General features: G+C 65.1%; 20 protein-coding genes. 10 read left to right on the top strand and 10 right to left on the bottom strand.

Going from position 1 to position 24,303, the window contains the following annotated elements; all coding sequences use genetic code 11:
- Window positions 1-118 precede the first annotated feature (118 nt).
- Together glsA and XH92_RS27340 are read right to left on the bottom strand one after the other, a co-directional pair.
- On the bottom strand, window positions 119-1,978 hold the full coding sequence (gene glsA / locus XH92_RS27345; RefSeq protein ID WP_194454884.1) for a glutaminase A: 1,860 nt from the start codon (window positions 1,976-1,978) through the stop codon (window positions 119-121).
- 282 nt (window positions 1,979-2,260) lie between these two features.
- Window positions 2,261-2,482 carry an acetyl-CoA carboxylase biotin carboxyl carrier protein subunit gene (locus XH92_RS27340; protein WP_194454883.1) on the bottom strand — a complete coding sequence of 74 codons (222 nt, stop codon included), beginning with the start codon at window positions 2,480-2,482 and terminating at the stop codon, window positions 2,261-2,263.
- A 130-nt stretch (window positions 2,483-2,612) separates the two neighbouring features.
- On the opposite strand from XH92_RS27340, the gene XH92_RS27335 reads away from it, so the two are divergent.
- Window positions 2,613-3,587 carry an IclR family transcriptional regulator gene (locus tag XH92_RS27335; protein WP_194454882.1) on the top strand — a complete coding sequence of 325 codons (975 nt, stop codon included), beginning with the start codon at window positions 2,613-2,615 and terminating at the stop codon, window positions 3,585-3,587.
- Entirely contained in the window at window positions 3,517-5,076 is a 1,560-nt protein-coding gene (locus tag XH92_RS27330) for an acyl-CoA carboxylase subunit beta (RefSeq protein ID WP_194454881.1), read from the top strand. Before XH92_RS27335 ends, XH92_RS27330 begins: the two co-directional genes overlap by 71 nt.
- Before the next feature lie 104 nt (window positions 5,077-5,180).
- On the opposite strand, the gene XH92_RS27325 is transcribed toward XH92_RS27330, so the two are convergent.
- Complete coding sequence (locus XH92_RS27325; RefSeq protein ID WP_194454880.1) at window positions 5,181-6,344, bottom strand: patatin-like phospholipase family protein; 1,164 nt, start codon at window positions 6,342-6,344, stop codon at window positions 5,181-5,183.
- A gap of 219 nt (window positions 6,345-6,563) precedes the next feature.
- On the opposite strand from XH92_RS27325, the gene XH92_RS27320 reads away from it, so the two are divergent.
- Window positions 6,564-7,343, top strand: coding sequence for an acetoacetate decarboxylase (locus XH92_RS27320; RefSeq protein WP_194454879.1), 780 nt, complete (start codon window positions 6,564-6,566; stop codon window positions 7,341-7,343).
- Between the two features lie 17 nt (window positions 7,344-7,360).
- Here the strand turns inward: XH92_RS27320 and XH92_RS27315 are convergent, their stop codons facing one another.
- The 3 genes from XH92_RS27315 to XH92_RS27305 all read right to left on the bottom strand — a co-directional run bounded on the left by XH92_RS27315 (window position 7,361) and on the right by XH92_RS27305 (window position 10,694).
- Window positions 7,361-8,665 carry an MFS transporter gene (locus XH92_RS27315; protein ID WP_194454878.1) on the bottom strand — a complete coding sequence of 435 codons (1,305 nt, stop codon included), beginning with the start codon at window positions 8,663-8,665 and terminating at the stop codon, window positions 7,361-7,363.
- Window positions 8,666-8,939: 274 nt separating this feature from the next.
- On the bottom strand, window positions 8,940-10,136 hold the full coding sequence (locus XH92_RS27310) for an acetyl-CoA C-acyltransferase (RefSeq protein WP_194454877.1): 1,197 nt from the start codon (window positions 10,134-10,136) through the stop codon (window positions 8,940-8,942).
- A gap of 390 nt (window positions 10,137-10,526) precedes the next feature.
- Window positions 10,527-10,694, bottom strand: coding sequence for a hypothetical protein (locus XH92_RS27305; RefSeq protein WP_194454876.1), 168 nt, complete (start codon window positions 10,692-10,694; stop codon window positions 10,527-10,529).
- Window positions 10,695-10,959: 265 nt separating this feature from the next.
- Between XH92_RS27305 and XH92_RS27300 the strand changes: the two genes are divergently transcribed.
- A complete protein-coding gene (locus XH92_RS27300; protein WP_194454875.1) occupies window positions 10,960-12,219 on the top strand; it encodes an MFS transporter in 1,260 nt (419 codons plus the stop codon).
- A 249-nt stretch (window positions 12,220-12,468) separates the two neighbouring features.
- Here XH92_RS27300 and XH92_RS27295 read toward each other — a convergent pair whose 3' ends face one another.
- Together XH92_RS27295 and XH92_RS27290 are read right to left on the bottom strand one after the other, a co-directional pair.
- Window positions 12,469-14,748 (bottom strand): FdhF/YdeP family oxidoreductase, encoded by a 2,280-nt coding sequence (locus XH92_RS27295; RefSeq protein ID WP_194454874.1) that lies wholly within the window; start codon window positions 14,746-14,748, stop codon window positions 12,469-12,471.
- Window positions 14,749-15,075: 327 nt separating this feature from the next.
- On the bottom strand, window positions 15,076-15,846 hold the full coding sequence (locus XH92_RS27290; protein ID WP_194454873.1) for an enoyl-CoA hydratase: 771 nt from the start codon (window positions 15,844-15,846) through the stop codon (window positions 15,076-15,078).
- A gap of 133 nt (window positions 15,847-15,979) precedes the next feature.
- Here XH92_RS27290 and XH92_RS27285 point away from each other — a divergent pair, with 133 nt between their 5' ends.
- Both XH92_RS27285 and XH92_RS27280 read left to right on the top strand, forming a co-directional pair.
- Window positions 15,980-16,528 (top strand): PaaI family thioesterase, encoded by a 549-nt coding sequence (locus XH92_RS27285; RefSeq protein WP_194454872.1) that lies wholly within the window; start codon window positions 15,980-15,982, stop codon window positions 16,526-16,528.
- Between the two features lie 60 nt (window positions 16,529-16,588).
- Window positions 16,589-17,203, top strand: coding sequence for a TetR/AcrR family transcriptional regulator (locus tag XH92_RS27280; protein WP_194454871.1), 615 nt, complete (start codon window positions 16,589-16,591; stop codon window positions 17,201-17,203).
- 206 nt (window positions 17,204-17,409) lie between these two features.
- Here XH92_RS27280 and XH92_RS27275 read toward each other — a convergent pair whose 3' ends face one another.
- Window positions 17,410-18,981 carry a winged helix-turn-helix domain-containing protein gene (locus tag XH92_RS27275; RefSeq protein ID WP_194454870.1) on the bottom strand — a complete coding sequence of 524 codons (1,572 nt, stop codon included), beginning with the start codon at window positions 18,979-18,981 and terminating at the stop codon, window positions 17,410-17,412.
- Window positions 18,982-19,145: 164 nt separating this feature from the next.
- On the opposite strand from XH92_RS27275, the gene XH92_RS27270 reads away from it, so the two are divergent.
- Complete coding sequence (locus tag XH92_RS27270) at window positions 19,146-19,385, top strand: DUF1127 domain-containing protein (RefSeq protein ID WP_194454869.1); 240 nt, start codon at window positions 19,146-19,148, stop codon at window positions 19,383-19,385.
- 15 nt (window positions 19,386-19,400) lie between these two features.
- Here the strand turns inward: XH92_RS27270 and XH92_RS27265 are convergent, their stop codons facing one another.
- Window positions 19,401-20,315 (bottom strand): LysR family transcriptional regulator, encoded by a 915-nt coding sequence (locus XH92_RS27265; protein ID WP_194454868.1) that lies wholly within the window; start codon window positions 20,313-20,315, stop codon window positions 19,401-19,403.
- 121 nt (window positions 20,316-20,436) lie between these two features.
- Between XH92_RS27265 and XH92_RS27260 the strand changes: the two genes are divergently transcribed.
- The 3 genes from XH92_RS27260 (at window position 20,437) to XH92_RS27250 (ending at window position 24,279) form a co-directional block, all read left to right on the top strand.
- Window positions 20,437-21,933: a CoA-acylating methylmalonate-semialdehyde dehydrogenase gene (locus XH92_RS27260; protein ID WP_194454867.1), complete on the top strand. Its 1,497-nt coding sequence runs from the start codon at window positions 20,437-20,439 to the stop codon at window positions 21,931-21,933.
- 121 nt (window positions 21,934-22,054) lie between these two features.
- Complete coding sequence (locus XH92_RS27255) at window positions 22,055-23,200, top strand: isobutyryl-CoA dehydrogenase (protein WP_194454866.1); 1,146 nt, start codon at window positions 22,055-22,057, stop codon at window positions 23,198-23,200.
- A complete protein-coding gene (locus XH92_RS27250; RefSeq protein WP_194454865.1) occupies window positions 23,197-24,279 on the top strand; it encodes an enoyl-CoA hydratase/isomerase family protein in 1,083 nt (360 codons plus the stop codon). The genes XH92_RS27255 and XH92_RS27250 overlap by 4 nt, the downstream gene beginning before the upstream one ends.
- The last annotated feature ends 24 nt before the right edge of the window (window positions 24,280-24,303 follow it).

The following is a 24,303-nucleotide window of genomic DNA, read 5'->3' as shown; positions in this document are numbered from 1 at the left end:
ATATCGCTGAGTTGCCCGACGTGTCAAGTTGCTTGTCGAGCGCCGGCAGCCGCCGGCTACTTTGCATGGGGTTGTTTTCGATATTTTGGCCGGGGCGCCCCGCGACGGCAGGCTGTAGCTACCCCGACGTCAGCAGATCCACCTTCGCGTTCGCCACGATCAGCCGCTCGGCGAGGATCTGCGCGAGGTTGCGCATGATCCGCTCGCCGGCGCGCGGATGCTGCTCTCGGAAGCTCTCGAAGTCCCTGATCGCCACCTCATAGGCGGTCGCCGACATGTCGGCGAGCACGTCCGCCGAGCGCTTCGGCTCCAATAGCGCCATCTCGCCGAATGCCATGCCGGCGGTCAGCGTCGCGAGCCGGATGCCGTCGGGCAGGGTAACGTGGACCACGCCGCTGCGCAGGAAGAACAGCGAGGTCGCCTCGCTGCCGGCAGCGATGATCTTCTCGTTCGGCTGATAGGTCCTGACCGTGCAGAGCGAGGTGAGGTCGGCGATCTCTGTTTCGCTCAATCCGGCGAGCAGCGGCTGCTCGGCAAGCTCCGTGGTCTCGAGGAAGTCGATCGAGCCGCCATAGCGGTAGACGATCTGGTCCTCCGCCCATTCGATCGCGGTGTCGAGCAGATAGAAGTCCCTGATATTGCCGAGCCGGTGGGTCCATTCGCTGATCGTGGCCCACGCCCGTGAGGTTCGCTTGATGCCGGACAGGATCACGGTGACGCCGAGCTCGGCCAGCTCCTGGAAGGCCTCCGCCACCAGCCGGGCGCCGGCGCGGGTCGTCGCGGTGACGCGGCGCAGGTCGAAGATCACGAATTCCGGCCGCGGGCTGCCGGCGAGGCGGCGCGAGACGTAGTCGACATTGGAGAGCGACAGCGTGCCGACCAGCTCGATCACGCGCACTTCCTGGAAGTGCTTTGCCAGGATCTCCTGCTCCTGCGGCCGCCGTACCCGCCGCGACGGGTTCTTGCCGATGTTGTAGTCGGCGATGATGCTGTGGCGGGCGTCGTCGCTGCGGTTCAGCATGTGCAGGTCGTAATGCGCCGACAGCGCCTCGCAGACCTTGATGCCGCGCACGCTGTTGCCGTGCTTGTCGAGCTTCGGCGAATAGCTGCCGAGCCCGAGCCGGGCAGGCAGCGCCGCCAGGATGCCGCCGCCGACGCCGCTCTTGGCGGGAATGCCGACGCGGTAGATCCATTCACCGGCGAAGTCGTACATGCCGGACGAGGTCATCACCGACAGCGTGCGGGCGATCGCGTAGGGCGTCACCACCTGCTCGCCGGTCACGGGATTGATGCCGCGGTTGGCCAGGGTCGCCGCCATCACGGCGGTATCGCGCGCGGTGACCAGGATGGCGCATTGCCGGAAATAGACGTCGAGCACTGCGGGCACGTTCTCGGTGATCACGCTATTGGTGCGCAAGAGATAGCCGATCGCCCGGTTGCGGTCGCCGGTGGCGCTCTCGGAGGCGTAGACCGCCTCGTCGACATCGAGCTCGCGGCCGGCGAAGCGGCCGAGCGCGTGGCGGATGTAGTCGAAAGCGCCGTCGCCCTTGTCGGCATGGAGCAGGCCGGAGCAGGCGATCGCGCCGGCATTGACCATCGCATTGAACGGGTGGTTGTCGGCATTGAGCCGGATCGAGTTGAAGGGATCGCCCGACGGCTCGACGCCGATCACGCTTTCCACCCGTTCGGCGCCGAGTGTGTCCAGCGCCAGCGCGAACACGAACGGCTTCGACATCGACTGGATGGTGAACGGCACCCTGGTGTCGCCGACCTCGTAGACATGGCCGTCGAGCGTCGCCAGGCTGATGCCGAAATGGGCAGGGTCGGCCTTGCCGAGCTCCGGAATGTAGTCGGCGACCGCGCCGCCGGCTTCCAGGAGGAAGTCTGCGTAACACGCGTGCAGAAACCGCAGCAGCGGCGGCTGCGAGCGGGCCCAGTTGACGGTGCTGGCGGTGACGGGAGGAGGCGATTGTTTCATCGCCTCCTGTTGTGCAACGCAATCAGGGCGCGCGCAACCGAGCGCGCATCGAGATCAGCCGTGTGCGGAGCCGAGCAGGCGCGAACCGGTGGCTGTCGGTTTTCGAACAGATGTTCACAAAACGAGCGGTTGCTCGGAAATTGTGTCGCCATACGAAACTTTCTAGTCGAGAATGTTTCGAAAGCGAAACAGCATGCGACGCCGTGCGACTCCCGAAGGAGCCACCGTCCATCACATGACATCTGGGAATTTGGTCCGAGCCGGGCGGCTCGGCAGCCGCACTCAGGTCTCGACGATCGCGACGGCCTGGCCTTCGGCGATGACGTCGTCAATCCTGACCAGAATCGACTTGATTTTGCCTGCTGCGGTCGATGTGACCGGTATCTCCATCTTCATCGCCTCGACGAACGCAATCTCGGCGCCGTCGCCGATATTGCTGCCGGCTTCAACGGGAAGCGCGCAAACGCGCCCGGCAACTTCGGTCACAATCTTGATCTCTGGCATTCCACTCTCCGATACCGTCTTGCGGAAATTTCATCCGGCGAACGGCTTTTTGTTGTGGCGGCAGATTGCCTGAGGTAGCCTTATCTGCAAGTGGAATTTTATTCCGCAAGACGGAATGGAGCCAAAACAAATGGGACGGCGCTCGGAACGGCTTAGCCGGCAGGGAATGCTCGCCAGCGAGACTGGCGATGGCGATGTCATCCAGGTGGTGTCGCGCGCGTTTGATGTGTTGCGGTGCTTCGAGGGGCACGAAGCCCGGCTCGGCAATCTCGAAATCTCGAACCGCTGCGGCCTGCCGCGATCGACGGTGTCGCGCTTGACGCACACGCTGACGCGGATGGGGCAACTCGTCTATCTGCCGCGCGATCAGAAATATCGCATCGGCCCAAGCGCGGTCGCGATGAGCACCTCGATGATGAAGGGGCTCCAGCTGCGCAATCTGATCCGGCTGCGTCTGCAGGATGTCGCGGACCAGTTGCCCGGCACGGTGGGCTTCGTGATCCCCGACCGCTTCCATCTGGTCTATCTGGAGTTCGCCCGCGCGGCGAACGCGCTCGGCCTGCATGAGGCGACCGGCAGCCGCATCTCGATGGCGACCACCGCCGCCGGCCATGCCTATACCGCGGCGCTCGATCCCGCGATCGGCGATGCGCTGATAGCCGAGATGGAAGGCGAACTGCCGGACAGTGCCAAGATGTTGACGCCGCGCATCGCGGCCAACCGCCGGCATCTGCAGGAGCACGGCTACGTCGTCGCCTGCGGCCTGTGGAGCCCGCACATCAACGGCGTCGCGGTGCCGCTATGGTCGCCGCAATATCAGACCTATGTGGTCACCACGATCGGCCTGCTCTCGGCGATGTATGACGAGCAGCGGCTGCACCGCGAGGTCGCGCCGCAGATGGTCGAACTCGCCGCCGCGCTCGGCAGCCTACTCGAAGGCGCCGACGGCGACATCTTCAGCAATCGGATCGAACGCAAATCGCTTCCGGTGACCACCCATAACAACAACAAAATCATCAAGACGGAGGCAATGAATGAACTGGAAGCCGGAACTCGACGACCTCGCCCGGCGCGAAGCGTTCGCGCGGGAGATGGGAGGCGTTGACAAGGTCAAGCGGCAACGCGACCAGGGCCGGCTCACGGTTCGTGAGCGTATCGACAAGCTCGTCGACCAGAACAGCTTCCATGAAGTCGGTGCCATCTCCGGCATCGCCGAATACGACGAGAGCAATGAACTCAAGCATCTGACGCCGGCGAACTGCGTGTTCGGCCGCGCCAGGGTTGACGGCCGAACCGTGGTGGTGGTCGGCGACGATTTCACCGTGCGCGGCGGCTCGGCGGATGCATCGATTTCCACCAAGCCGTTGATGGCGGAGGAGATGGCGCATGACTTCCGCCTGCCGATCATCCGGATGATCGAGGGCTCCGGCGGTGGCGGCTCGGTGAAGACGATCGAGACCCGGGGCGCGGCCAATCTGCCCGGCGGCGTCGGCGGCACGCGCTCGTACTGGTACACGCTTGCCAATCTGTCGTGCGTTCCGGTGGTCGGTCTTGGCCTCGGCTCGGTCGCTGGCCTTGGCGCCGCGCGGCTGGCGGCCACGCATTACTCGATCATGACCAAGAACTCCGCAATGTTCGTCGCCGGTCCGCCGGTGGTGAAGCGGCTCGGCCAGGATCTGACCAAGCAGGAGCTCGGCGGCGCCGATATCCAGACCCGCGCCGGCGCGATCGACCAGGCGGTCGAGACGGAAGAGGAGGCGTTCGACTACGCGCGGCGCTTCCTGTCCTACCTGCCGGCGTCGGTCTACGATCTGCCGCCGACCATTCCCTGTACCGACGATCCGGAACGCGCCGAGGAATCGCTGCTGAAGGCCGTGCCGCGCAATCGCAAGCAGGTCTACAAGATGCGGCCGATCATCGACGCGGTCGTCGACAAGGGCTCGTTCTTCGAGGTCGCCAGCAATTTCGGCCGGCCTGTGATCACCGGGCTGGCGCGGATCGAGGGCAGGGCGGTGCTGCTGCTCGCCAGCGATCCGTTCCACTATGGCGGCTCGTGGACCGCGGACGCCTGCCAGAAGGTGGTGCGCTGGGTCGATTTCGCCGAGACCTTCCATCTGCCGGTGGTCTATCTGATGGATTGCCCCGGCTTCATGATCGGGCTCGAGGCGGAGAAGACAGCGACCATCCGCCACGGCGTGCGCGCGATGGCCGCGGTCAACCAGAGCACGGTGCCCTGGTGTACCATCATCATCCGCAACGCCTTCGGCGTAGCCGGCGTGGTGCATCAGCCGGCCAACCGCTTCTCGATGCGCTATGCCTGGCCGTCGGCCTATTGGGGCTCGCTGCCGCTCGAAGGCGGCATCGAGGCCGCCTATCGCGCCGAGATCGACGCTGCCGCCGATCCCGCCGCCAAGCTGCGCGAGATCGAGGATCGTCTCAACAAGCTGCGCTCGCCGTTCCGCTCGGCCGAGAAGTTCTGGGTCGAGGAGGTGATCGACCCGCGCAAGACGCGCTCGCTGCTTTGCGAGTTCGCGCGTCTCGCCGAGCCGATCCGCACGGCCGGCCCGCCGAGCAACATGTCGACGCGGCCGTAAGGGCTCTCCCAATCGTCATTGCGAGGAGCGCAGCGACGACGCAATCCATATCTCCGCAAGCGGTGACATGGATTGCTTCGCTTCGCTCGCAATGACGACCTTATCTACTCCGCTTCGCGATGCACATCGTGGATCACGATGCCCATGCCGTTCTCGGGCATCTTGATCCATTCGCGCCGCTTCAGCGAGCGCTTGGTGTCCTCGTGTCCGCTCACCCAGTGTTCACGCATCGAGGTGCCGGAGAATTCGTGGTCCTTGGCGTCACCTTCATACGCCTTCTGCTGATAGATCAGCTGCAGCAGCGTGATGCCCGGCAGCTTGCTGTTCGATTTCTTGAGCTGGCGCTCCTCCTCCGACAGTTGGTCTTCGGGGATCTTCTCGAGCGCCTTGTGCAGGGCGCAGCGCAGGCCGTAGGTCTTGCGGTAGACGTCGGTGTTGTAGCGGGTGCGCGACGAATACATGATGTCCTTGTGGCGGGCCATCACGTCCTGGATGTCGCGCGGCAGTGCGCCGCGCGCCGAGAACAAATCGACCTGGAACACCAGCGAGTTCGCGTTGTCCTCCTGGTCGAGGAGATGCTGCAGCGGAGTGTTGGAGACGATGCCGCCGTCCCAGAAATGATCGGTGCCGACCTTCACCATCGGCAGCGCCGGCGGCAACGCGCCACTCGCCATGATGTGCTCGGGAATGATCTCGTCATGGGCATTGTCGAAATAGATGAAGTTGCCGGAGAGCACGTTCACCGCGCCGACCGCAAAGCGGATCTTCTTGGAATTGATGCGGTCGAAATCGACCAGCTCGAGCAGCGATTCACGTAAGGGGGTGGTGTCGTAGTAGCTGGTGGCGGTGCGCGCGCCGGCCGGGCTGAGCCACGGATTGCTCTGGTGCGGGGTGAAAAAGCCGGGCTGGCCCAGCGTCGTCGTCATCCACGAGCTGGTGAAATTGCGCGCCTTCCGGAAGATGTCGCCATCCGGCGTGTAGTGCCAGATCTTGCGGCTGGTGATGCGATCCCAGAACGTGTGCAGCCGCTCCAGCCTTCTCTCGGGCGGATTGCCGGCGATGATCGCCGAGTTGATCGCGCCGATCGAGACGCCGCAGACCCAGTCCGGCTCGATGTTGGATTCGTGCAGCGCCTGATAGACGCCGGCCTGATAGGCGCCGAGCGCGCCGCCGCCCTGCAGAACCAGGGCCACGCGATCGCATCCTTCGGGACGCCAGCCGGGCGTCGCGTGCTCGATATCGTCGGGATGAGGGGTACGCGCGTCCATATCAGACACTCCAAAATGCGCGGCGAGAATTCAGTCCGCCGATGACGCCGTGATGACAACTGCGGTGCCCGTGCATGGCGGTGCGGCATGGCTGCCTGCATGGTTAGCATTGACCTCCACCGCAAGCCGTGGGTCATGCACCTGACTGAAATCCCTCATCTCGCTGTCAATCTCGGCCGTTAGCTTCCGCGCAAACTTTGCAAACAGGGGGTTATTGCGATGCGCAGGGAAGACCTGTTCAAGCTTCCGTCGATGCCGGCTGCCGGTCCGAGCTATCCCGCCGGTCCGTACCGCTTCATTGATCGCGAATTCCTCGTCATCACCTATGAGACCGAGCCGGAGCTGATCCGTGCCGCCCTGCCTGAGCCGCTGGAGCCGATCGAGCAGGCGATCGTGCACTACGAATGGATCAAGATGCCCGACAGCTCAGGCTTCGGCAGCTACACCGAGTCCGGTCTCGTGATCCCGGCGCGGCTGCATGGCGAGGAGGTCAACTTCGTCTGCCAGATGTATCTCGACGATGATCCGCCGATCGCGGCCGGCCGCGAGATCTGGGGCTTTCCGAAGAAGTACGCCCATCCCAAGCTCGAGATCGTCAAGGACACGCTGACCGGCACGCTGGAATATGCCGGGCAGCTCGTCGCGATGGGCACGATGGGCTACAAGCACGAGAGCATGGCGGGCAATGGCGACGTCACTCGTGCCACGCTGTCGAAGACGCAGATCAATCTGAAGATGATCCCCGGCGTCGACGGGCATCTCGAAATCTGCCAGCTGGTTGCGATCAACCTGACCGACATCGTCGTCAAGGGGTCGTGGATCGGGCCCGGCCGGCTGCATCTCGTGCCGCACGTCAATGCACCGGTCGCGGACTTCCCGGTCAAGCGCGTCGTCGGCGCGCATCACTTCCTCGCCGACCTGACGCTGCCGTTCGGCCGCGTCGTGCACGACTACAACAAGGTCGAGCACGCCGAGCCGACCGGCCTCGCCGCGGAGTAGCGCGCAGCGGCGCGCCATCAGGCCGCGGCCGGCTTCGCCTCCGGCACGGCCTTGGGCTGCGGCCGCGAGATCGCCAGCGCACTGAGCGCGGCGATCACGCAAAGCGCGCCCGCGATGAAGAAGGCCGGCAGATAGCTCGCGTAAAGCGTGCGTGACACCCCGGCGCCAAACGCCGCGGCGCCGGCGCCGAGCTGATGGCCGGCGAAGATCCAGCCGAACACCAGATTGGCGCGCTCGGCGCCGAAGCGCTGCGCGGTGAGGCGCACCGTCGGTGGCACGGTCGCGATCCAGTCGAGCCCGTAGAACATCGCAAACAGCGACAGCCCGTAGAAGGTGAAGTCGGAGTATGGCAAGTACAGCAGCGACAGCCCGCGCAGGCCGTAATACCAGAACAGCAGCTTGCGATTGTCGAAGCGGTCCGACAGCCAGCCCGAGATGATGGTGCCGAAGAAATCGAAGATGCCCATCGCGGCGAGCAGGCTCGCGGCCTGCACCTGTGGGATGCCGTAGTCGAGACACATCGGGATCAGGTGGACCTGGACGAGGCCGTTGGTCGAGGCGCCGCAGACGAAGAAGGTCGCAAACAGGATCCAGAACACCGACGATTTGGAGGAGTCGCGCAGCGTGCCGAGCGCGGCGGCCATGATCGGCGCATTGGCCGGCGGCGGCGCGGGCAGGGGCGCGGTGCCCTCGTCGCCGAATGGGCGCAGGCCGACATCGCTCGGCCGGTCGCGCATCAGCATCAGCACGGCAAAGGCCGCGACGCCGAGCATGACGCAGACGAATCCAAGCGCGACGCGCCAGCCATAATGTTCGGTGACTGTAGCGAGCAGCGGCAGGAAGGCGAGCTGCCCGGTGGCGACGCTCGCGGTGAGCATGCCGATCACGAGGCCGCGCCGCGCCACGAACCAGCGGGTCGCAATGGTTGCGCCGAGCACCAGGGCGGTCATGCCGGTGCCGATCCCGATCACGACGCCCCACAACAGGATGAGCTGCCACACCTGCGTCATGGCGAGCGAGGCCAATAGGCCCGACACCACGATCAATTGCGCCGCCAGCGTCACGTTGCGCAGGCCGTAGCGGTTCATTAGCGCGGCGGCGAACGGCGCCATCAGCCCGAACAGGATGAAGCGGATCGACAGCGCGGAGGAGATCTCGGCGGTCGACCAGCCGAACTCCTTCTGCAGCGGCACGATGAACACGCCGGGCGCGCCGACGGTGCCGGCCGAGATCAGCGCGGCGAAGAAGGTCACGGCGACCATCACCCAGCCGTAATGGATGTTGCGGCGGGCGAGGGCGGAAGCAAGCCAGTTCGAGATCATTGGGCCCCGGATGAAATGCGATGAGAATTCTATTCGTGATGCACAATATGCCACGGGGACGCCATGGCTAAAATGCCAAAGTTCCCTCGTTTTCGGACTCGGGCGTGTGGGCCGTCGAACTGCCTCACGGACGCCATTCATAAGCGACCGTCATTGCGAGGAGCGAAGCGACGAAGCAATCCATCGTTCCGCGCACGCGCTAGGATGGATTGCTTCCGCCTTCGCCAAGGCTTCGGCGGACAAGTCGCTTCGCTCGCAATGACGGCTGACTAGCTCAGTGCGCCACCCGCTCGACCGCGATCGCGGTGGCTTCGCCGCCGCCGATGCACAGCGCGGCAACGCCGCGCTTCAGGTTCTGTGCCTCCAGCGCGTGCAGCAAGGTCACGATCAGCCGGGCGCCGGTAGCGCCGATCGGATGGCCGAGCGCACAGGCGCCGCCGTTGATGTTCAGCCTGTCACGGGGAATACCGAGGTCGCGCTGCGCCGCCATCGCGACCACCGCGAATGCCTCGTTGATCTCGAACAGGTCGACATCGCCGACGCTCCAGCCGACCTTGTCGAGCAGTTTTCTGATCGCCGGGATCGGCGCTGTCGTGAACCACTGCGGCTCCTGGCTGTGGGTGGCGTGGCCCTTGATCTCGGCCAGAACAGGCAGGCCGTCGCGGTCGGCGAGCGAGCGCCGGCTCAGGATCAGCGCCGCGGCGCCGTCGGCATTGGCCGAGGAGGCGGCCGGCGTGATGGTGCCGCCCGCGCGGAATGCCGGCTTCAGGCCGGGGATTTTCGCCGGATCGACCTTCAGCGGATGCTCGTCATTGGCGATGATGCGCGGACCGGCTTTCTCCGCAAGCGTGATCGGTGCGATCTCGGCCTTGAAGGCGCCGCCCTCGACCGCCTTGCGGGCGCGGCTCAGCGTCTCCATCGCGAACGCGTCCTGGTCGGCGCGGGTGAACTGATAGGCCTCCGCGGTCGCCTCGCCGAAATCGCCCATCGAGCGGCCGGTCTCATAGGCATCCTCGAGCCCGTCCATCATCATGTGGTCGATGATGCGGTCGTGGCCGGCGCGATAGCCGCCGCGCGCCTTCTGCAACAGATACGGCGCGTTGCTCATGCTCTCCATGCCGCCGGACAGCACGATCTCGGCCGAGCCGGCCTTGATGATGTCGTGGGCCAGCATGGTCGCCTTCATGCCGGAGCCGCAAACCTTGTTGACCGTGGTGGCGCCGGTGGCATCCGGCAGCCCGGCGCCGCGCGCGGCCTGGCGGGCCGGAGCCTGGCCCTGGCCGGCGGGCAGTACGTTGCCCATGAACACCTCGTCGACGCGTTCGGGCGCAAGCCTGGCGCGTTCCAGCGCCGCGCCGATCACGTGCGAGCCGAGCTTGTGGGCCGCCAGCGGCGAGAGTTCGCCCATGAAGCGGCCGAGCGGGGTGCGGGCGGCGGAGAGGATGACGACGGGATCGGTGCTGGTTGCCATGGCTGGACTCCCTTCAATGCCGGGGATTTGATTGGATTATATTCATCATATGATGCAATGCAAAAATTGCAACTGCGCGCGGCATGACAAAATGTCGTGTTCGCATGAATTGGGGATTGGGACAGTCCCGCAATCACCACCGTCGTCCTGGCGAAGGCCAGGACCCATTACCACCGCATTCAGCGATGTGCGTGATCGTGGCCCCAGCGCCGCGCACCAATTGAGACTTGGGGTAATGGATCCCGGCCTTCGCCGGGACGACGATGAGGATGAGTCGCAATCCAAGACGTCAAACAGCGCGGTGTCATCACTCGCGCAAGCCCCCGACATGAATCGCCGGGCCTTGAGAATTCCTCCGCGAAGGCGGTCAGGGATGGCTCGCGACGCGACCTAGTCGGTCCGCCAGGCGCCGAGCAAGAAACGGCGCTTCGGCGCGGAGCCTGCCTGCTTCTGCGCGTCGGGCAGGTCGACGGAGTAACGCTTCATCAACAGCTTGATGGCGATCCCGATGATCACAAAGGGCGTCACATAGATCGCGAAAACTTCGAAGGCTGTCATGTGGTCCTCCGCGATTTCGGCACAGGCATGTTAGCACATTCCTGCGCGGGGCGGAGGGGCTGATCGTCCCGCGGGCGCAGGGCAGTGCAGCACGCCGCTAGCGTTGCCCTCGCGCATGGCCGCATGCACTGGCTTCGATTGACACCTGCGGCCTCGGCGTTACGCTCCGGAACAAGGATTTTCGCAAGAGAATCAACACCCGGACTCAAGACCCAGAAGAACCAAGAAAAAGGGCAGGACACGCCGTGACACGCGTCATCGCGTCTTGAGCGGGGCCACGCGGACCTCCGCGCTCGCGCCGTTTCGCATCCGCAGCTATCGCTTTCAATGGCCGTCCGACCTGCTCACCTCCTGGGCGTTCGAGGTCGAGACGCTGGTGCTCGGCTGGTACATCATGGTCGAGACCGGGTCGGTGCTGCTGCTGACCGTGCTCGCGTCCCTGCAATATGTGGGCACCTTGGTCGCGCCCGTGGTCGGCATGATCGGCGATCGGATGGGGCATCGCGATCTGCTCGCCGTGATGCGCTTTGCCTATACGGCACTCGCCGGGACCATCATGACGCTGGCGCTGACCGGCCATCTGGCGCCGCTGAAGGTCATGGTCATCGTCGCGCTGATGGGCGTGATCCGTCCGTCGGACCTTGGCGTGCGCGGCGCGCTGCTCGCCGACATCATGCCGCCGGCGCAGTTGGTCGGCGCCATCAGCCTGGCGCGCACGACGCAGGATAGCGCACGCATCGCCGGCGCGCTGACGGGAGCAGGATTGTTCGCGGCGCTCGGCATTGGCTACGTCTATGTCGGGATCGCCAGCTTCTATTTCGTTGCCGCGATCCTGATGCTCTGCATGGGCCGTCCGGCCAAGGCGCACGACACGGCTGAGGCACTCGGCGACGTGCCGGGCTCGAAACTGCTGCGCGACCTCAAGGAGGGCATCGTCTATGCCTGGAGCGGCCCGGGCATGCGCGCCGCGCTCTGCGTCGCGTTCCTGGCCAACCTCACCGCGTTTCCGCTGACCAACGGCCTGTTGCCCTATGTCGCGCGCGAGATCTTCCAGACCGATCAGACCGGCCTCGGCTATCTCTCGGCGAGTTTTGCATTCGGCTCGCTGATCGGCTCGATCACGCTCAGCATGGCCGGGGGCGTCCGCATCGCGCGGCTGCTGATCGGCGCGACGCTCGCCTGGTACGCGATGCTGCTGGTGTTCGTCGAGCTCAGGACCATGCCGGTGGCGATGGCCTGCCTGGTGCTGGCCGGCATCGCGCAGAGCATGTCGATGATCTCGGCCGCCGTGATGCTGATGCGCAATGCCAGCGCGCATCTGCGCGGCCGGGTGATGGGCGTGCGCATGATGGTGATCTACGGCCTGCCGCTCGGCCTGCTCGCGGCCGGCAGCCTGATCGACCTGATCGGCTACACCGCAACCGGCACGGTGCTCGCGGCGGCAGGCTTCGTTGCGATGCTGGCGATCGCGCTGCACTGGCGCGCCGATCTGTGGCCGGTGCATGCGCCGGCCAATGCTAGGTGAGGGGCTGCGTAGCCCGGATGGAGCGAAGCGCAATCCGGGAAACCCTATCCGCGGATGGTACGCCCCGGATTTCGCTTCGCTCCATCCGGGCTACGAGCTACCAAATAGCACAGGAAGTGAAGCGATGATCACGGGCAAGGACATCGTCAAGTACGTTATCTGGGTCAGCCTTGTTCTGACAGTCCTCGCATTCTGCGCGACGTTCCTTCCGCGTGCAGGCCATTCCCAAACAGCGCGCTACGAAGTCAGTCACGCCGCCCGCTCGGCCCGGCGGATGTGCACCGGCACCGACTTGTACGACGGCGTGCCGCTTTCCTTGTCCTGATAGTCCAGCGGCACCAGGCCGTTGGCTTCGGGATAATAGGCGGCGACCGAGCCGCGGGCGATGTCGTAGACGATCGCGGTCAGGGTGAGGCGGCGCGGCTCGCCTGACGGTAGCGCGGTCTCGATCTCGATGAGATCGCCGTGGGCGAGGCCGCGCGCGGTGAGGTCCGCCTCGTTGGCGAACAGCACGTCACGCCGGCCGAACACGCCGCGATAGCGGTCGTTCAACCCGTAGATCGTGGTGTTGTACTGGTCGTGGCTGCGGATCGTCGCGAGCTTGAGGATGGTCTCGTCCGACAGCACCGGGTCCTCTTCGAGGCCATCGAAGATCAGGAATTCGGCCTTGCCTGACGGCGTGGTCCATTTGCGCTCGGTCGGCGGCAGCGGCAGGCGGAAGCCGCCGGGAGTCCGGATCCGCGCGTTGTAATCCTTGAAGTCGGGGAAGACGCCCTCGATGGCATCGCGGATGCGGTCGTAATCGGCGATCAGATCCGTCCACGGCACCTTGCTCGCCGGCAAGGTTGCCATCGCCATGCCGGCAACGATGGCCGATTCCGAAAGCAGGTTTTCGGAGGCCGGGGTCAGCTTGCCGCGCGAGGCGTGCACCATCGACATCGAATCCTCGACCGTGACGACTTGCGGGCCCGAGGCCTGGATGTCGCGCTCGGTGCGGCCGAGCACCGGCAGGATGATCGACTGCTTGCCGACCAGAAGGTGCGAGCGGTTGAGCTTGGTGCCGAGATGAACCGCAAGCTCGAGCTTGCGCATGCCCGCGGCGCAGCGCTCGGGATCGGGCAGCGCGATGGCGAAATTGCCGCCGAGGCAGATCAGGACCTTGGACCTTCCGTCGTCAATCGCCTCCATCGCCGCGACCGCGTCATGGCCGTGGTGGCGCGGCGGCTTGAAGCCGAAGGTGCGCTCGATGCCCTCGAACATCGGGATGTTCGGCTTCTCGGTGATGCCGACAGTGCGGTTGCCCTGCACGTTGGAGTGGCCGCGCAGCGGGCAGATGCCGGCGCCCGGCTTGCCGTAGTTGCCCTTCAGCAGCAGCAGGTTCGCGATCTGCTGGACATTGTCGGTGCCGCGGCTGTGCTGGGTGATGCCCATGCCGTAGGTGACGATGGTGGCGTTGGATTTGGCGTAGGCGGCGGCAACCTCGCCGAGCTGGGCGCGGCTGAAGCCGGAGACGGTCTCGATCGCGTCCCACGATGTGGCGCGCAGGTCGGCAGCGAACGCCGCAAAGCCGTTGGTGTGCTCGGCGATGAAGGCGTGGTCGAGCACGTCGTGGCTCGCGTCGTCCTTCTCGATCAGCGCCTTCATGACGCCCTTCAGCACCGCGGCGTCGGCGCCGACCTTGGGCTGGTAATAGGTCGAGGCGATCCGCGTCGAGCTGAAGGTCGCCATCTCGATCGGGTCCTGCGGATCGGCAAAGCGCTCCAGCGCGCGTTCGCGCAAGGGGTTGAATACGATGATCGGCACGCCGCGGCGCGAGACCTCCCACAGCGTGCCCATCATGCGCGGATGGTTGGTGCCGGGGTTGTGGCCCATCGCGATGATCAGCTCGCAATGGTCGAAATCGTCCAGCGAGACCGTGCCCTTGCCGATGCCGATCGATTGCGGCAGCCCGACGCTGGTCGCCTCGTGGCACATGTTCGAGCAATCGGGGAAATTGTTGCTGCCGTATTCGCGGGCGAAGATATGGAACAGGAAAGCAGCCTCGTTCGAGGCGCGGCCGGAGGTGTAGAACTCGGCCATGTCAGGATCGGGCAGGCTGCGCAGCGTCTCGCCGATCCGCGCGAAGGCGTTATCCCAGCTGATCGGCTGGTAAGTGTCGCTCGCAGCGTCATAGGCGAGGGGGTCGGTCAGGCGGCCCTCGTTCTCCAGATGGAAGTCGCTCCAGGTCAGCAACTCGGTGACGGTGTGGTCGGCGAAGAATTGAGGCGTGACGCGCTTGCTGGTCGCCTCCCAGGTCACGGCCTTGGCGCCGTTCTCGCAGAACTGGAAGGTGGAGGTGTGCTCCTTGTCCGGCCAGGCGCAACCCGGACAATCGAAGCCGTCGGGCTTGTTGGTGCGCAAGAGTGTGATCGGCGCCTCGACCAGATCCATCTGGTCGCGAACCGCAGTCGCGGTGGCCTTGAGGGCGCCCCAGCCACCGGCCGGAGCATTGTAGGGTCGGATACCCGGAACGTCGCGCTTTTGGACCATATGTCCTCCTGCAGCTCTTGAGTTATGACCCCGTGCGTTTGTCCCGAAAGTGATTGTGTTGTTGGCCCGCGAGTGCGGCGATGTGCGAGAGCAGTGCGTTCCGATTGACGTTCTCGATCTGGAGCCCCAACCTCGCGATGGAGGTTAGACTAGTCCGCTGGCGCCCGCGGTCAACACTCCGTCAGGCTGCCGTCGTAGCCCGGATGGAGCCAACGGGTCGCGCGAATGCGCGCCCGATGACAGGCTCCGCGCAATCCGGGACAGTTTGATCCGCGGATGACACGTCCCGGATTTCGCTGCGCTCCATCCGGGCTACAGGTGTCATTATTACCGCTTGCGATCCAAAAATCCCTGCAGCAAGCGCTGCGGCTCGCCGGTCTGGAACGATTTTCCGAACACGCCGACGCTGAGATTGACCGACTCGGTCAGCGGCAGTTCTTCCCATTGGCGCAGCAGGTCCTTCTGGATCCGCAGCGCTTCGGGTCCGCATTCCAGCAGCGCCTTGACGGTGTGCTCGACGGCCTCGTCGAGACCGCCGGGTTTTGCCACCGTATCGACCAGCCCCCAGGCGAGCGCTGTCGGGGCGTCGATGTTCTCCGCCGTCATCATCAGCCAGCGGGCGCGGCCCCAGCCGATCAGGCGCGGCAGCAGCGCCGCATGGATCACCGAGGGGATGCCGACGCGCACCTCGGGCATGCCGAACATCGCGTCATGGGCGGCGACGCGGACGTCGCAGGCGGCCGCGACCTCGAGGCCGCCGCCGAGGCACCAGCCGGGCAGGCGGGCGATGACGGGCGCCGGGAATTTGCGCACGGCCTCGCAGAGATCGCGCAGCCGGCTGATGAACTGCTCTGCCGACTTCTGGTCGAGCGTCGCCATCTCCTTGATGTCGGCGCCGCCGATCATGCTCCGCTCGCTCTCGCCGGCCAGGATCACCGCGCGGATGCTGCGGTCGGCAGCCAGGTGCTCAAAGCCTTCGCGCACGCCGTTGGTCACGGCCGAGCTGACGATGTTCAGCTTGCCGGCGTTGCAGATCGTGAGGCGGACGACGCCTCTGTTGTCGCGGGCGATGCCGCAGTGGCGATTGAGCGTGTCCATGGAAAGGTCCCGGCGCAGGAAATGATGGCGCCATGTCCCGGACAAAGCACGGCTCTGTCAAGGCACCGGTCCGGCGGTTGCGCCGCGGGGCGCGGATATATAGAATTACACGTATCATATAAATGGAGCCGTCATGACCGCCGAGACATCCGACCTGCATTCGCCCGAACTGACGCGCACGCGCGTGGTCGAATGGCAGGCGCCCGGCCCGGTGGGGAAGGCAGCGATGCCGATGTCCGGGATCGAGGCGATGCGCGCGATCCGCGACGGCCGTCTGCCGCCGCCGCCGATGGCCAAGCTGATCGGCTTCCGCATGGCCGTGGTCGAGGAGGGGCGGATCGTCATGGAACTCGAGCCGCATGAGAGCCTGGAGAACACCATCGGCTTGCTGCACGGCGCGACCGCCGCCGCGCTGCTCGATACCGCGATGGGCTGTGCGATCTCGACCTTGCTGCCGGCGGGGCAGACCTCGGTCACGCTCGACCTCAAGCTGACCTATCTGCGGCCGCTCTCGGCGCGTTCCGGGACCATTTCGGCCGAGGGCAAGGTGATCAAGCTCGGCCGCCAGACCAGCTACACCGAGGGCTTCGTCCGCGACGGCAAGGGCAATCTTGCGGTGCACGCGACCGCGACATTTTCCATGCTGGGCGGGGAACCCCAGACGCTGAATAAGACAAAATAAATACAGCATCGCGGCCGCAAATCTGCTATTATATGATTAGAAACATTCCATGAGACCCGCATGCGCTATTCGAAAGAACACAAGCAGGAGACCCACGCGCGGATCGTGAAGAAGGCCGCGACGCGGCTGCGCGAGCGGGGCGCCCATGGCATCGGCGTCGCCGACCTGATGAAGGATGCCGGCCTGACCCATGGCGGCTTCTACGCGCATTTCGACTCGCGCGAGGCGCTGGTGATCGAGGCCTTCAACTACGCCATGGACCGCGCCACCGAGCGTTGGCGCAAGGTCACGGCGGAGGTGCCGCCGGAGAAGCGGCTGGCGACCATGGTCGAGGGCTACCTGTCGGCGACCCATCGCGACGATCCCGGCCAGGGATGCGCGGTCCCGGCGCTCGGCGCCGAGATCGCCCGCGAGAGCCCGAAGACCCGCAAGGCCTTTGCGCTCAAGCTCGACCAGATGATCGACATGATGGCCGACCAGATCCAGGACGTGCCGCGCAAGACCGCGCGCAGGCAGGCGATGGCCACGCTCGCGACCATGATGGGCACTATCGTGATGTCGCGGATCGCAGGCAACGGCGAAATGTCCGACGAAATCCTGAGCGCGGGCCGAGAGGCGGCACTGGGGCGTCCGGCCGCGGCCAAGGCGCCGGCGAAGAAGGCCAAGGTGAACTAACGTTTTAAGCCCTGCACTCCGGACGTTGTCCGTCATCCTGAGGTGGCCGCTTCTTCAGCGGCCCTCGAAGGATCGACGGCCACCAGCCGGACCGTGCATCCTTCGAGGCTCGCTCCGCTCGCACCTCAGGATGACGGGTGGAGGAGTGGAGTCCGGCTCACGTCCCGCTGAACAGCGCGCTCGGCTTCCACGCTGCGAACCGGCGATCATTCAGGAAGCCCCGCTTCGCGAAGGCCTTTGATAAAGCGCGCAAGATCCTTCGGCCGGCGAAACGGCGCCAGCTCTTCCAAATTGGAGATGCGTAGATTGGGAGCGCGTTCGCGTAGACGCGCGATGGCCTTTTGAGCCGGCTCGAGGCGTCCGGTGAGCGCATTGCTGGCGGCGAACATGCAGATGGCCAGCAGGAAATCCGGATTGTCGCGTAATGTTTTCTCGGCCCATGACGATGCCATATCGTAGTGGCCCGATAGAAAATGCGCATACGATACGGCGCCGTGGTTGGCGTACATGGACGGATCGAGCGGGCTCAGGCGCATGGCGCGCGCAGCGTAGTCAAGCGCGAGATCGGGCTCGCCTCTGAAGGCCCTGACCCAAGCACCAAGATTCCAAGCCATTGCCAGGTTCGGGTTGATCGCCAGTCCGCGATCCACGAACGCAATAGCATCATCGAATTTGTGGGCTATGAAGGCGAGTACATATGCACCCATGCACATCGCTGCTGGGTCATCTGCTCCCAGATGCACGGCCTTCCACCCGAGCCGCGTAGCTTCGGCAGTTTCCTGCGCACGATCGGTCATCCAGCGTCGCGCCCTGCGCTGGATGTAGCACCATCCGGCCATGCCATAGGCGCACGCCAGACCGGAATCGAGCTGGATCGCCTTGTAGAATAGCTGGAGCGCTTCGCTGTTTGCATCCTTCGTCCACCGACGAGCGGTCGCCAGGCCGCGCAAATAGTAGTCGTATGCGTCCAGATTTTCGGTTGGCTTGCGCGTGGCTCGCTTGATTTCCTCGCGCTGGAGCATGGGTGCGATTGCGCCTACGACGGTAGACGTCACCTGGTCCTGTAGATCGAAGATATCTTCGAGCGCGCCGTCAAAGCGGTCAGCCCACAGATGCGCGCCGGTTTCAGCATCGATAAGCTGGCCGGCGATACGAATGCGGTTTCCGGCCTTGCGCACGCTGCCTTCGAGCACATAGCGCACCGCGAGTTCGCGGCCGACCTGCTTGATGTCGATGGGCCGGCCCTTGTAGGTGAAGCTCGAATTGCGCGCGATCACAAACAGCCAATGAAACCGCGACAGGGCCATCGTGATGTCTTCTACGACGCCGTCGGCGAAATATTCCTGCTCCGGGTCGGCACTCAGGTTCTGGAAAGGCAGCACGGCTATCGAGGGCTTGTCGGGGAGCTTCAGGGGTGGCTGCTGCAGTTCTATCGACTTGTCGGCCGTCACCGGGTCAGCCGGCGCCCGCTCTTCCCGGACCGCACCGACGAACCGGAAGCCTCTGCGCGGAAGGGTCTTGATGAGGCGCTGCTCCTCGCCGGAATCGCCGATTGCGCTCCGCGCAGCGTTGAGGCGTGTGGTCAGGGCCGCGTCGGACACGCTGCGCCCATTCCAGATGGCGTCGATGACGTTGTCCTTGCTGACGACGCGCTCCCGGTTGCGGATTAGGAAGTCGAGCAGGTCGAATACCTGTGGCGCGACCGAGACCATGTCCGCCCCGCGATGCAACTCGCGCCGGTCCGTGTCGAGTGCGTACTCCTCGAAGAGATAGCGCAAGCTGCGAATCCCTTGGGTGTGCCTCAGACCATCGTCGTGAGGCGCCTTGGCACCGCGCCAAGAATAAGCCGCTGGTGAGGAAAATGTAAGCAGCGAGTTAAGCGCGCGCGCCCATGCCGCGGCACCTTGTCCAGGTGGAAGAACGTACCTCGGGAGGTGCTGCAATGAGCACGACCTACAGTCCGACGAGTTCAGCCCAGCCGACCGCATCGATGCCGCGGGTCTTCAGCGCATTCAAGGGATTTTGGGATGCAGCTCAAGAATGGCGCAAATGGGAGCGGCTGCGCGCCGATCTCAGCAGCCTGAGTGATCGGGAGCTCATGGACATCGGGATTTCGCGCGGCGAGGTCGACTACGTCGCATCGAACCGGGACTCGGACCCACGAGGCATCCGACCCGTCTGACGACGTTGATATGCCCTACGTTCCGCTGAACAGCACGCGTTCGGCTTCCACCGTCTCGTAGATGTAGTCGGCCACGGCGCGGATGCGGGCGAGGTCCTTGCTGTCGGCGTGCATCAGGAGCCAGAAGGTGCGCGAGATCCGCACCTCGTCGCGCAGCACCGGCTGCAACTCGGGATGGGCTGATGCCATGAAGTGCGGCAGCACGGCGATGCCGAAGCCGGCGATGGTGGCGTTGAGCTGCGCGATCAGGTTGGCGCTGCGGAATTTGGCGGAGATCTTCGGCGAAACCTGCGGCAGATAGTCCAGCTCCGGCGTGAACAGCAATTCCTCGATGTAGCCGACGAACCGATGCCGCGGCAGGTCGGCGCGCGCGGCGATGGCGGGCGCCTGCGCCAGATAGGCGGGTGCGGCATAAAGCCCGAGCGTGTAGTCGAGCAGCTTACGGCCGACGATGCGGCCTTCCTTTGGCATGGTCAGGCTGATCGCGATGTCGGCCTCGCGCTTGGAGAGCGAGAACAGCCGCGCGGTGGCAACGAGCTGCAGATCGAGATCGGGATACCGCTCGGTGAACTTGACCAGCCGCGAGGCCAAAAAGTGACTGCCGAAGCCGTCCGGCGCGCCGATCCGCACCGTGCCGGTGAGATGCGCCCGCGAGCCGCCGACCGCCTCCTGGTTGGCGACGATGGTCGATTCCATCGCTTCGGCGCTGTCGGCGACGCGCTGGCCGGCCTCGGTCAGCAGGTAGCCGGTCTTGCGGCGATCAAACAGTTTTGCGGAGAGGTGGCCTTCCAGCCGGTCGACACGCCGGATCACTGTGGCATGATCGACGCCGAGCTGCTTGGCGGCAGCCGACACCGACCCGCCGCGCACGATGGCAAGCACGAAACGGAAGTCGTCCCAGTCGATCGTGTCGCCGCCTTGATCCTGCATTTCCGCACATCTATGGTGCAATTTATCGGACTTGAATCCTATAAAATGCAGGGTCATTAGGGTTTGTAAAGCGATCTCGCCGGCGCGGAGCGGCGATTCAGGTCTCCAAGGGAGGATATTCATGCGCTCTATCGGACATTTCATCGGTGGCAAGGAGGTCAAGGGCACCTCAGGCCGTACGGCTGACGTCTTCGAGCCGATGACCGGCGACGTCCAGGCCAAGGTGGCGCTGGCCTCGAAGGCCGAAGTTCGCGCCGCGGTCGAGAACGCCAGGGCGGCGCAGCCCGAGTGGGCCGCCACCAACCCGCAGCGCCGCGCCCGCGTGATGATGAAATTCGTCGAGCTGGTGCAGCGCGACTACGACAAGCTCGCCGAGCTTTTGGCGCGCGAGCACGGCAAGACCGTTCCTGACGCCAAGGGCGACATCCAGCGCGGCCTCGAAGTCGCCGAGTTCGCCTGCGGCATCCCGCACCTGATGAAGGGCGAGTACACCGAGGGCGCCGGCCCCGGCATCGACATCTATTCGATGCGCCAGCCGCTCGGCGTCGTCGCCGGCATCACGCCGTTCAACTTCCCGGCGATGATCCCGATGTGGAAGTTCGCGCCCGCGATCGCCTGCGGCAATGCGTTCATCCTCAAGCCGTCGGAGCGTGATCCGGGCGTGCCGATGAAACTGGCCGAGCTGATGATCGAAGCGGGCCTGCCGGCCGGCATCCTCAACGTCGTCAACGGCGACAAGGAGGCGGTCGACGCCATCCTCGACGATCCCGACGTCAAGGCCATCGGCTTCGTCGGCTCGACTCCGATCGCGCAGTACATCTACGAGCGTGCCGCGCAGACCGGCAAGCGCTGCCAGTGCTTCGGCGGCGCCAAGAACCACGCCATCATCATGCCCGACGCCGACATGGACCAGGCGGTCGACGCGCTGATCGGCGCCGGCTACGGCTCGGCTGGCGAGCGCTGCATGGCGGTGTCGGTTGCGGTCCCGGTCGGCAAGACCACCGCCGACCGGCTGATGGAAAAGCTGATCCCGCGCGTCGAGTCGCTCAAGATCGGCACCTCGGTCGATCCGTCGGCCGATTACGGCCCGCTGGTGACCCGCGAGGCGGTCGAGAAGGTGAAGAGCTACATCGACATCGGCGTCAAGGAAGGCGCGACGCTCGCGGTCGACGGCCGCGGCTTCAAGATGCAGGGCTACGAGAACGGCTTCTATCTCGGCGGTTCGCTGTTCGACAACGTCACCAAGGACATGCGGATCTACAAGGAAGAGATTTTTGGCCCGGTGCTGTCGGTGGTGCGCGCCAAGGACTATCACGAGGCGCTGGCGCTGCCGTCCGACCACGACTACGGCAACGGCGTTGCGATCTTCACCCGCGACGGCGACGCCGCGCGCGACTTCGCGGCCAAGGTCAATGTCGGCATGGTCGGCGTCAACGTGCCGATCCCGGTGCCGATCGCCTATTACACCTTCGGCGGCTGGAAGAAGTCCGGCTTCGGCGATCTCAACCAGCATGGTCCGGACTCGGTCCGCTTCTACACCAAGACCAAGACGGTGACCTCGCGTTGGCCGTCCGGCGTCAAGGATGGCGCGGAGTTCTCGATTCCGACGATGAAGTGATTTCGCCACCCGTCATTGCGAGGAGCGTAGCGACGAAGCAATCCATTCTTTCCCCGCGCGGAGATATGGATTGCTTCGCTTCGCTCGCAATGACGAAGGCGTAGCAAGGGTAGGGCGCGAGATGCAGTTCGCTCTCAACGAGGACCAGATCGCGGTTCGCGACATGGCGCGGGCGTTTGCGGCTTCGAGGATCGCGCCGCACGCGCTCGAATGGGACGAGAAGAAGCACTTTCCGGTCGATGTGATGCGCGAGGCGGCAGGCCTCGGCATCGGCGGCATCTACATCAAGGACGATGTCGGCGGTTCGGCGATGACGCGGTTCGACGCGGCGCTGATCTTCGAGGCGCTGGCGACGGGTTGTCCGACCACGTCGGCCTTCATCTCGATCCACAACATGGCGTCCTGGATGATCGATGCCTATGGCAACGACACCCAGCGCCACACCTGGCTGCCGAAGCTCTGCACCATGGAGTTGATCGCGAGCTACTGCCTGACCGAGCCGGGCGCCGGCTCGGACGCTGCTGCGCTGCGCACCCGCGCGGTGCGCGATGGCGATCATTACGTGCTCAACGGTCAGAAACAGTTCATTTCCGGCGCCGGCAGCACCGACCTGCTGGTGGCGATGGTGCGCACCGGCGGCGATGGCCCTGGCGGCGTCTCGACGCTGGTGATCGACGGCAAGACGCCGGGCGTGTCGTTCGGCGCCAATGAGCGCAAGATGGGCTGGAACGCCCAGCCGACCCGCGCGGTCGTGTTCGAGAACGCGCGCGTGCCGGTCGCGAACCGGCTCGGCGAGGAGGGCATCGGCTTCAAGATCGCGATGGCCGGCCTCGACGGTGGCCGTCTCAACATCGCGGCATGCTCGCTCGGCGGCGCGCAGGCGGCGCTCGACAAGGCGCTGGCCTACATGAAGGACCGCAAGGCGTTCGGGAAGCGGCTCGACGAATTCCAGGCGCTGCAGTTCAAGATCGCCGACATGGCGACCGAGCTGGAAGCCGCACGCACCTTCCTGTGGCGCGCTGCCGCCGCGCTCGACCGCAAGGATCCGGACGCGTCCATGCTGTGCGCGATGGCGAAGCGGTTCGGCACTGACGTCGGCTTCGAGGTCGCCAACCAGGCGCTGCAGCTGCATGGCGGCTACGGCTATCTCAGCGAATACGGCGTCGAGAAGATCGTGCGTGATCTGCGTGTGCACCAAATCCTCGAAGGCACCAATGAAATCATGCGGCTGATCGTGTCGCGCAAATTGATCGAGGGCGCGCGATGAATGATGCGGCAGCGGGCGAAGGCGATCTGATCGCGCGCAAGGAAGGTTCTGCCGGCATCATCCGCCTCAACCGGCCGAAGGCGATCAATGCCGTGACGCTGGAGATGTTCCACGACATCGACAAGGCGCTCGACGCGTTCGAAGCCGATCCTGATGTGGCAGTCATCGTGCTTGAAGGCGCCGGCGAGCGCGGCCTGTGCGCCGGCGGCGACATCCGCGCGCTGTGGGAGAGCTCGAGGGTCAAGGGCGATCTCGGCAAGATCCTATGGCGCGACGAGTACATCCTCAACGCGCGGATCAAGCAATTCCCGAAGCCCTATGTCGCCTTCATGGACGGCATCGTGATGGGCGGCGGCGTCGGCCTGTCGGCGCACAGCCGTCATCGCGTCGTGACGGAGCGAACCAAGCTCGCAATGCCCGAGGTCGGGCTCGGCTTCTTCCCCGACGTCGGCGGCACCTATCTGCTGTCGCGCTCACCGGGCGAGATCGGCACCTATTTTGGTCTCACCGGCACCACGATGAATGGCCCGGACGCGATCTACGCGAAGTTTGCCGATGCCGTGGTGCCGAGCGCCAAGCTGCCCGCACTGCGCGAGGCGCTGACCAAGGTTGCGCCGGGTACTGACTCGGCCGCTATCGACCGGCTGATCCAAGGTTTCGCCACCGGCGAGAAATCCGGCCCTGTTGCCGCGATGCAGGCCAAAATCGACGGCTGGTTCGCGCGCGGATGGATGGACGACATCGTTGACGCGCTGCAAGCCGATGGCTCCGAGCTGGCGCAGGCCACGCTGAAGACGCTGGGCGAGAAATCGCCGCGCGGCATGGTGGTGACGCTGAAGCTGCTGCGGCTGGCGCGGGCGACCGAAACGCTGGAAGAGTGCCTGGTGCGCGAATATCGCGCCGCGCTCGAAGTGTTCGCCAGCGACGATTTCCGCGAGGGCGTGCGCGCCGCCGTGATCGACAAGGACCGTAATCCGAAATGGTCGCCGCCCAATATCCAGGATGTGACGGCGGAGATGCTGGCGCCTTACTTCGCCGAGATCGGCGCCGCCGAACTGAAATTTCCTGGCAGCAAATAGAAACGTCGCAAGCGGAGGACTTCC

Origin of the sequence: Bradyrhizobium sp. CCBAU 53421, assembly GCF_015291625.1 — a bacterium.
Taxonomy (GTDB): Bacteria; Pseudomonadota; Alphaproteobacteria; order Rhizobiales; family Xanthobacteraceae; genus Bradyrhizobium.
This window is presented reverse-complemented; position numbering and strand designations above follow the sequence as displayed.

Excerpts from the sequence above, each read along its gene's own strand:
- XH92_RS27335 (WP_194454882.1), top strand. The coding sequence starts at position 2,613 with ATGGGACGGCGCTCGGAACGGCTTAGCCGGCAGGGAATGCTCGCCAGC.
- XH92_RS27310 (WP_194454877.1), bottom strand. The coding sequence starts at position 10,136 with ATGGCAACCAGCACCGATCCCGTCGTCATCCTCTCCGCCGCCCGCACC.
- XH92_RS27260 (WP_194454867.1), top strand. The coding sequence starts at position 20,437 with ATGCGCTCTATCGGACATTTCATCGGTGGCAAGGAGGTCAAGGGCACC.
- XH92_RS27315 (WP_194454878.1), bottom strand. The coding sequence starts at position 8,665 with ATGATCTCGAACTGGCTTGCTTCCGCCCTCGCCCGCCGCAACATCCAT.
- XH92_RS27285 (WP_194454872.1), top strand. The coding sequence starts at position 15,980 with ATGACCGCCGAGACATCCGACCTGCATTCGCCCGAACTGACGCGCACG.
- XH92_RS27325 (WP_194454880.1), bottom strand. The coding sequence starts at position 6,344 with ATGGACGCGCGTACCCCTCATCCCGACGATATCGAGCACGCGACGCCC.
- XH92_RS27290 (WP_194454873.1), bottom strand. The coding sequence starts at position 15,846 with ATGGACACGCTCAATCGCCACTGCGGCATCGCCCGCGACAACAGAGGC.
- XH92_RS27330 (WP_194454881.1), top strand. The coding sequence starts at position 3,517 with ATGAACTGGAAGCCGGAACTCGACGACCTCGCCCGGCGCGAAGCGTTC.
- XH92_RS27320 (WP_194454879.1), top strand. The coding sequence starts at position 6,564 with ATGCGCAGGGAAGACCTGTTCAAGCTTCCGTCGATGCCGGCTGCCGGT.
- XH92_RS27250 (WP_194454865.1), top strand. The coding sequence starts at position 23,197 with ATGAATGATGCGGCAGCGGGCGAAGGCGATCTGATCGCGCGCAAGGAA.
- XH92_RS27280 (WP_194454871.1), top strand. The coding sequence starts at position 16,589 with ATGCGCTATTCGAAAGAACACAAGCAGGAGACCCACGCGCGGATCGTG.
- XH92_RS27340 (WP_194454883.1), bottom strand. The coding sequence starts at position 2,482 with ATGCCAGAGATCAAGATTGTGACCGAAGTTGCCGGGCGCGTTTGCGCG.
- XH92_RS27270 (WP_194454869.1), top strand. The coding sequence starts at position 19,146 with ATGAGCACGACCTACAGTCCGACGAGTTCAGCCCAGCCGACCGCATCG.
- XH92_RS27255 (WP_194454866.1), top strand. The coding sequence starts at position 22,055 with ATGCAGTTCGCTCTCAACGAGGACCAGATCGCGGTTCGCGACATGGCG.
- XH92_RS27265 (WP_194454868.1), bottom strand. The coding sequence starts at position 20,315 with ATGCAGGATCAAGGCGGCGACACGATCGACTGGGACGACTTCCGTTTC.
- glsA (WP_194454884.1), bottom strand. The coding sequence starts at position 1,978 with ATGAAACAATCGCCTCCTCCCGTCACCGCCAGCACCGTCAACTGGGCC.
- XH92_RS27295 (WP_194454874.1), bottom strand. The coding sequence starts at position 14,748 with ATGGTCCAAAAGCGCGACGTTCCGGGTATCCGACCCTACAATGCTCCG.
- XH92_RS27305 (WP_194454876.1), bottom strand. The coding sequence starts at position 10,694 with ATGACAGCCTTCGAAGTTTTCGCGATCTATGTGACGCCCTTTGTGATC.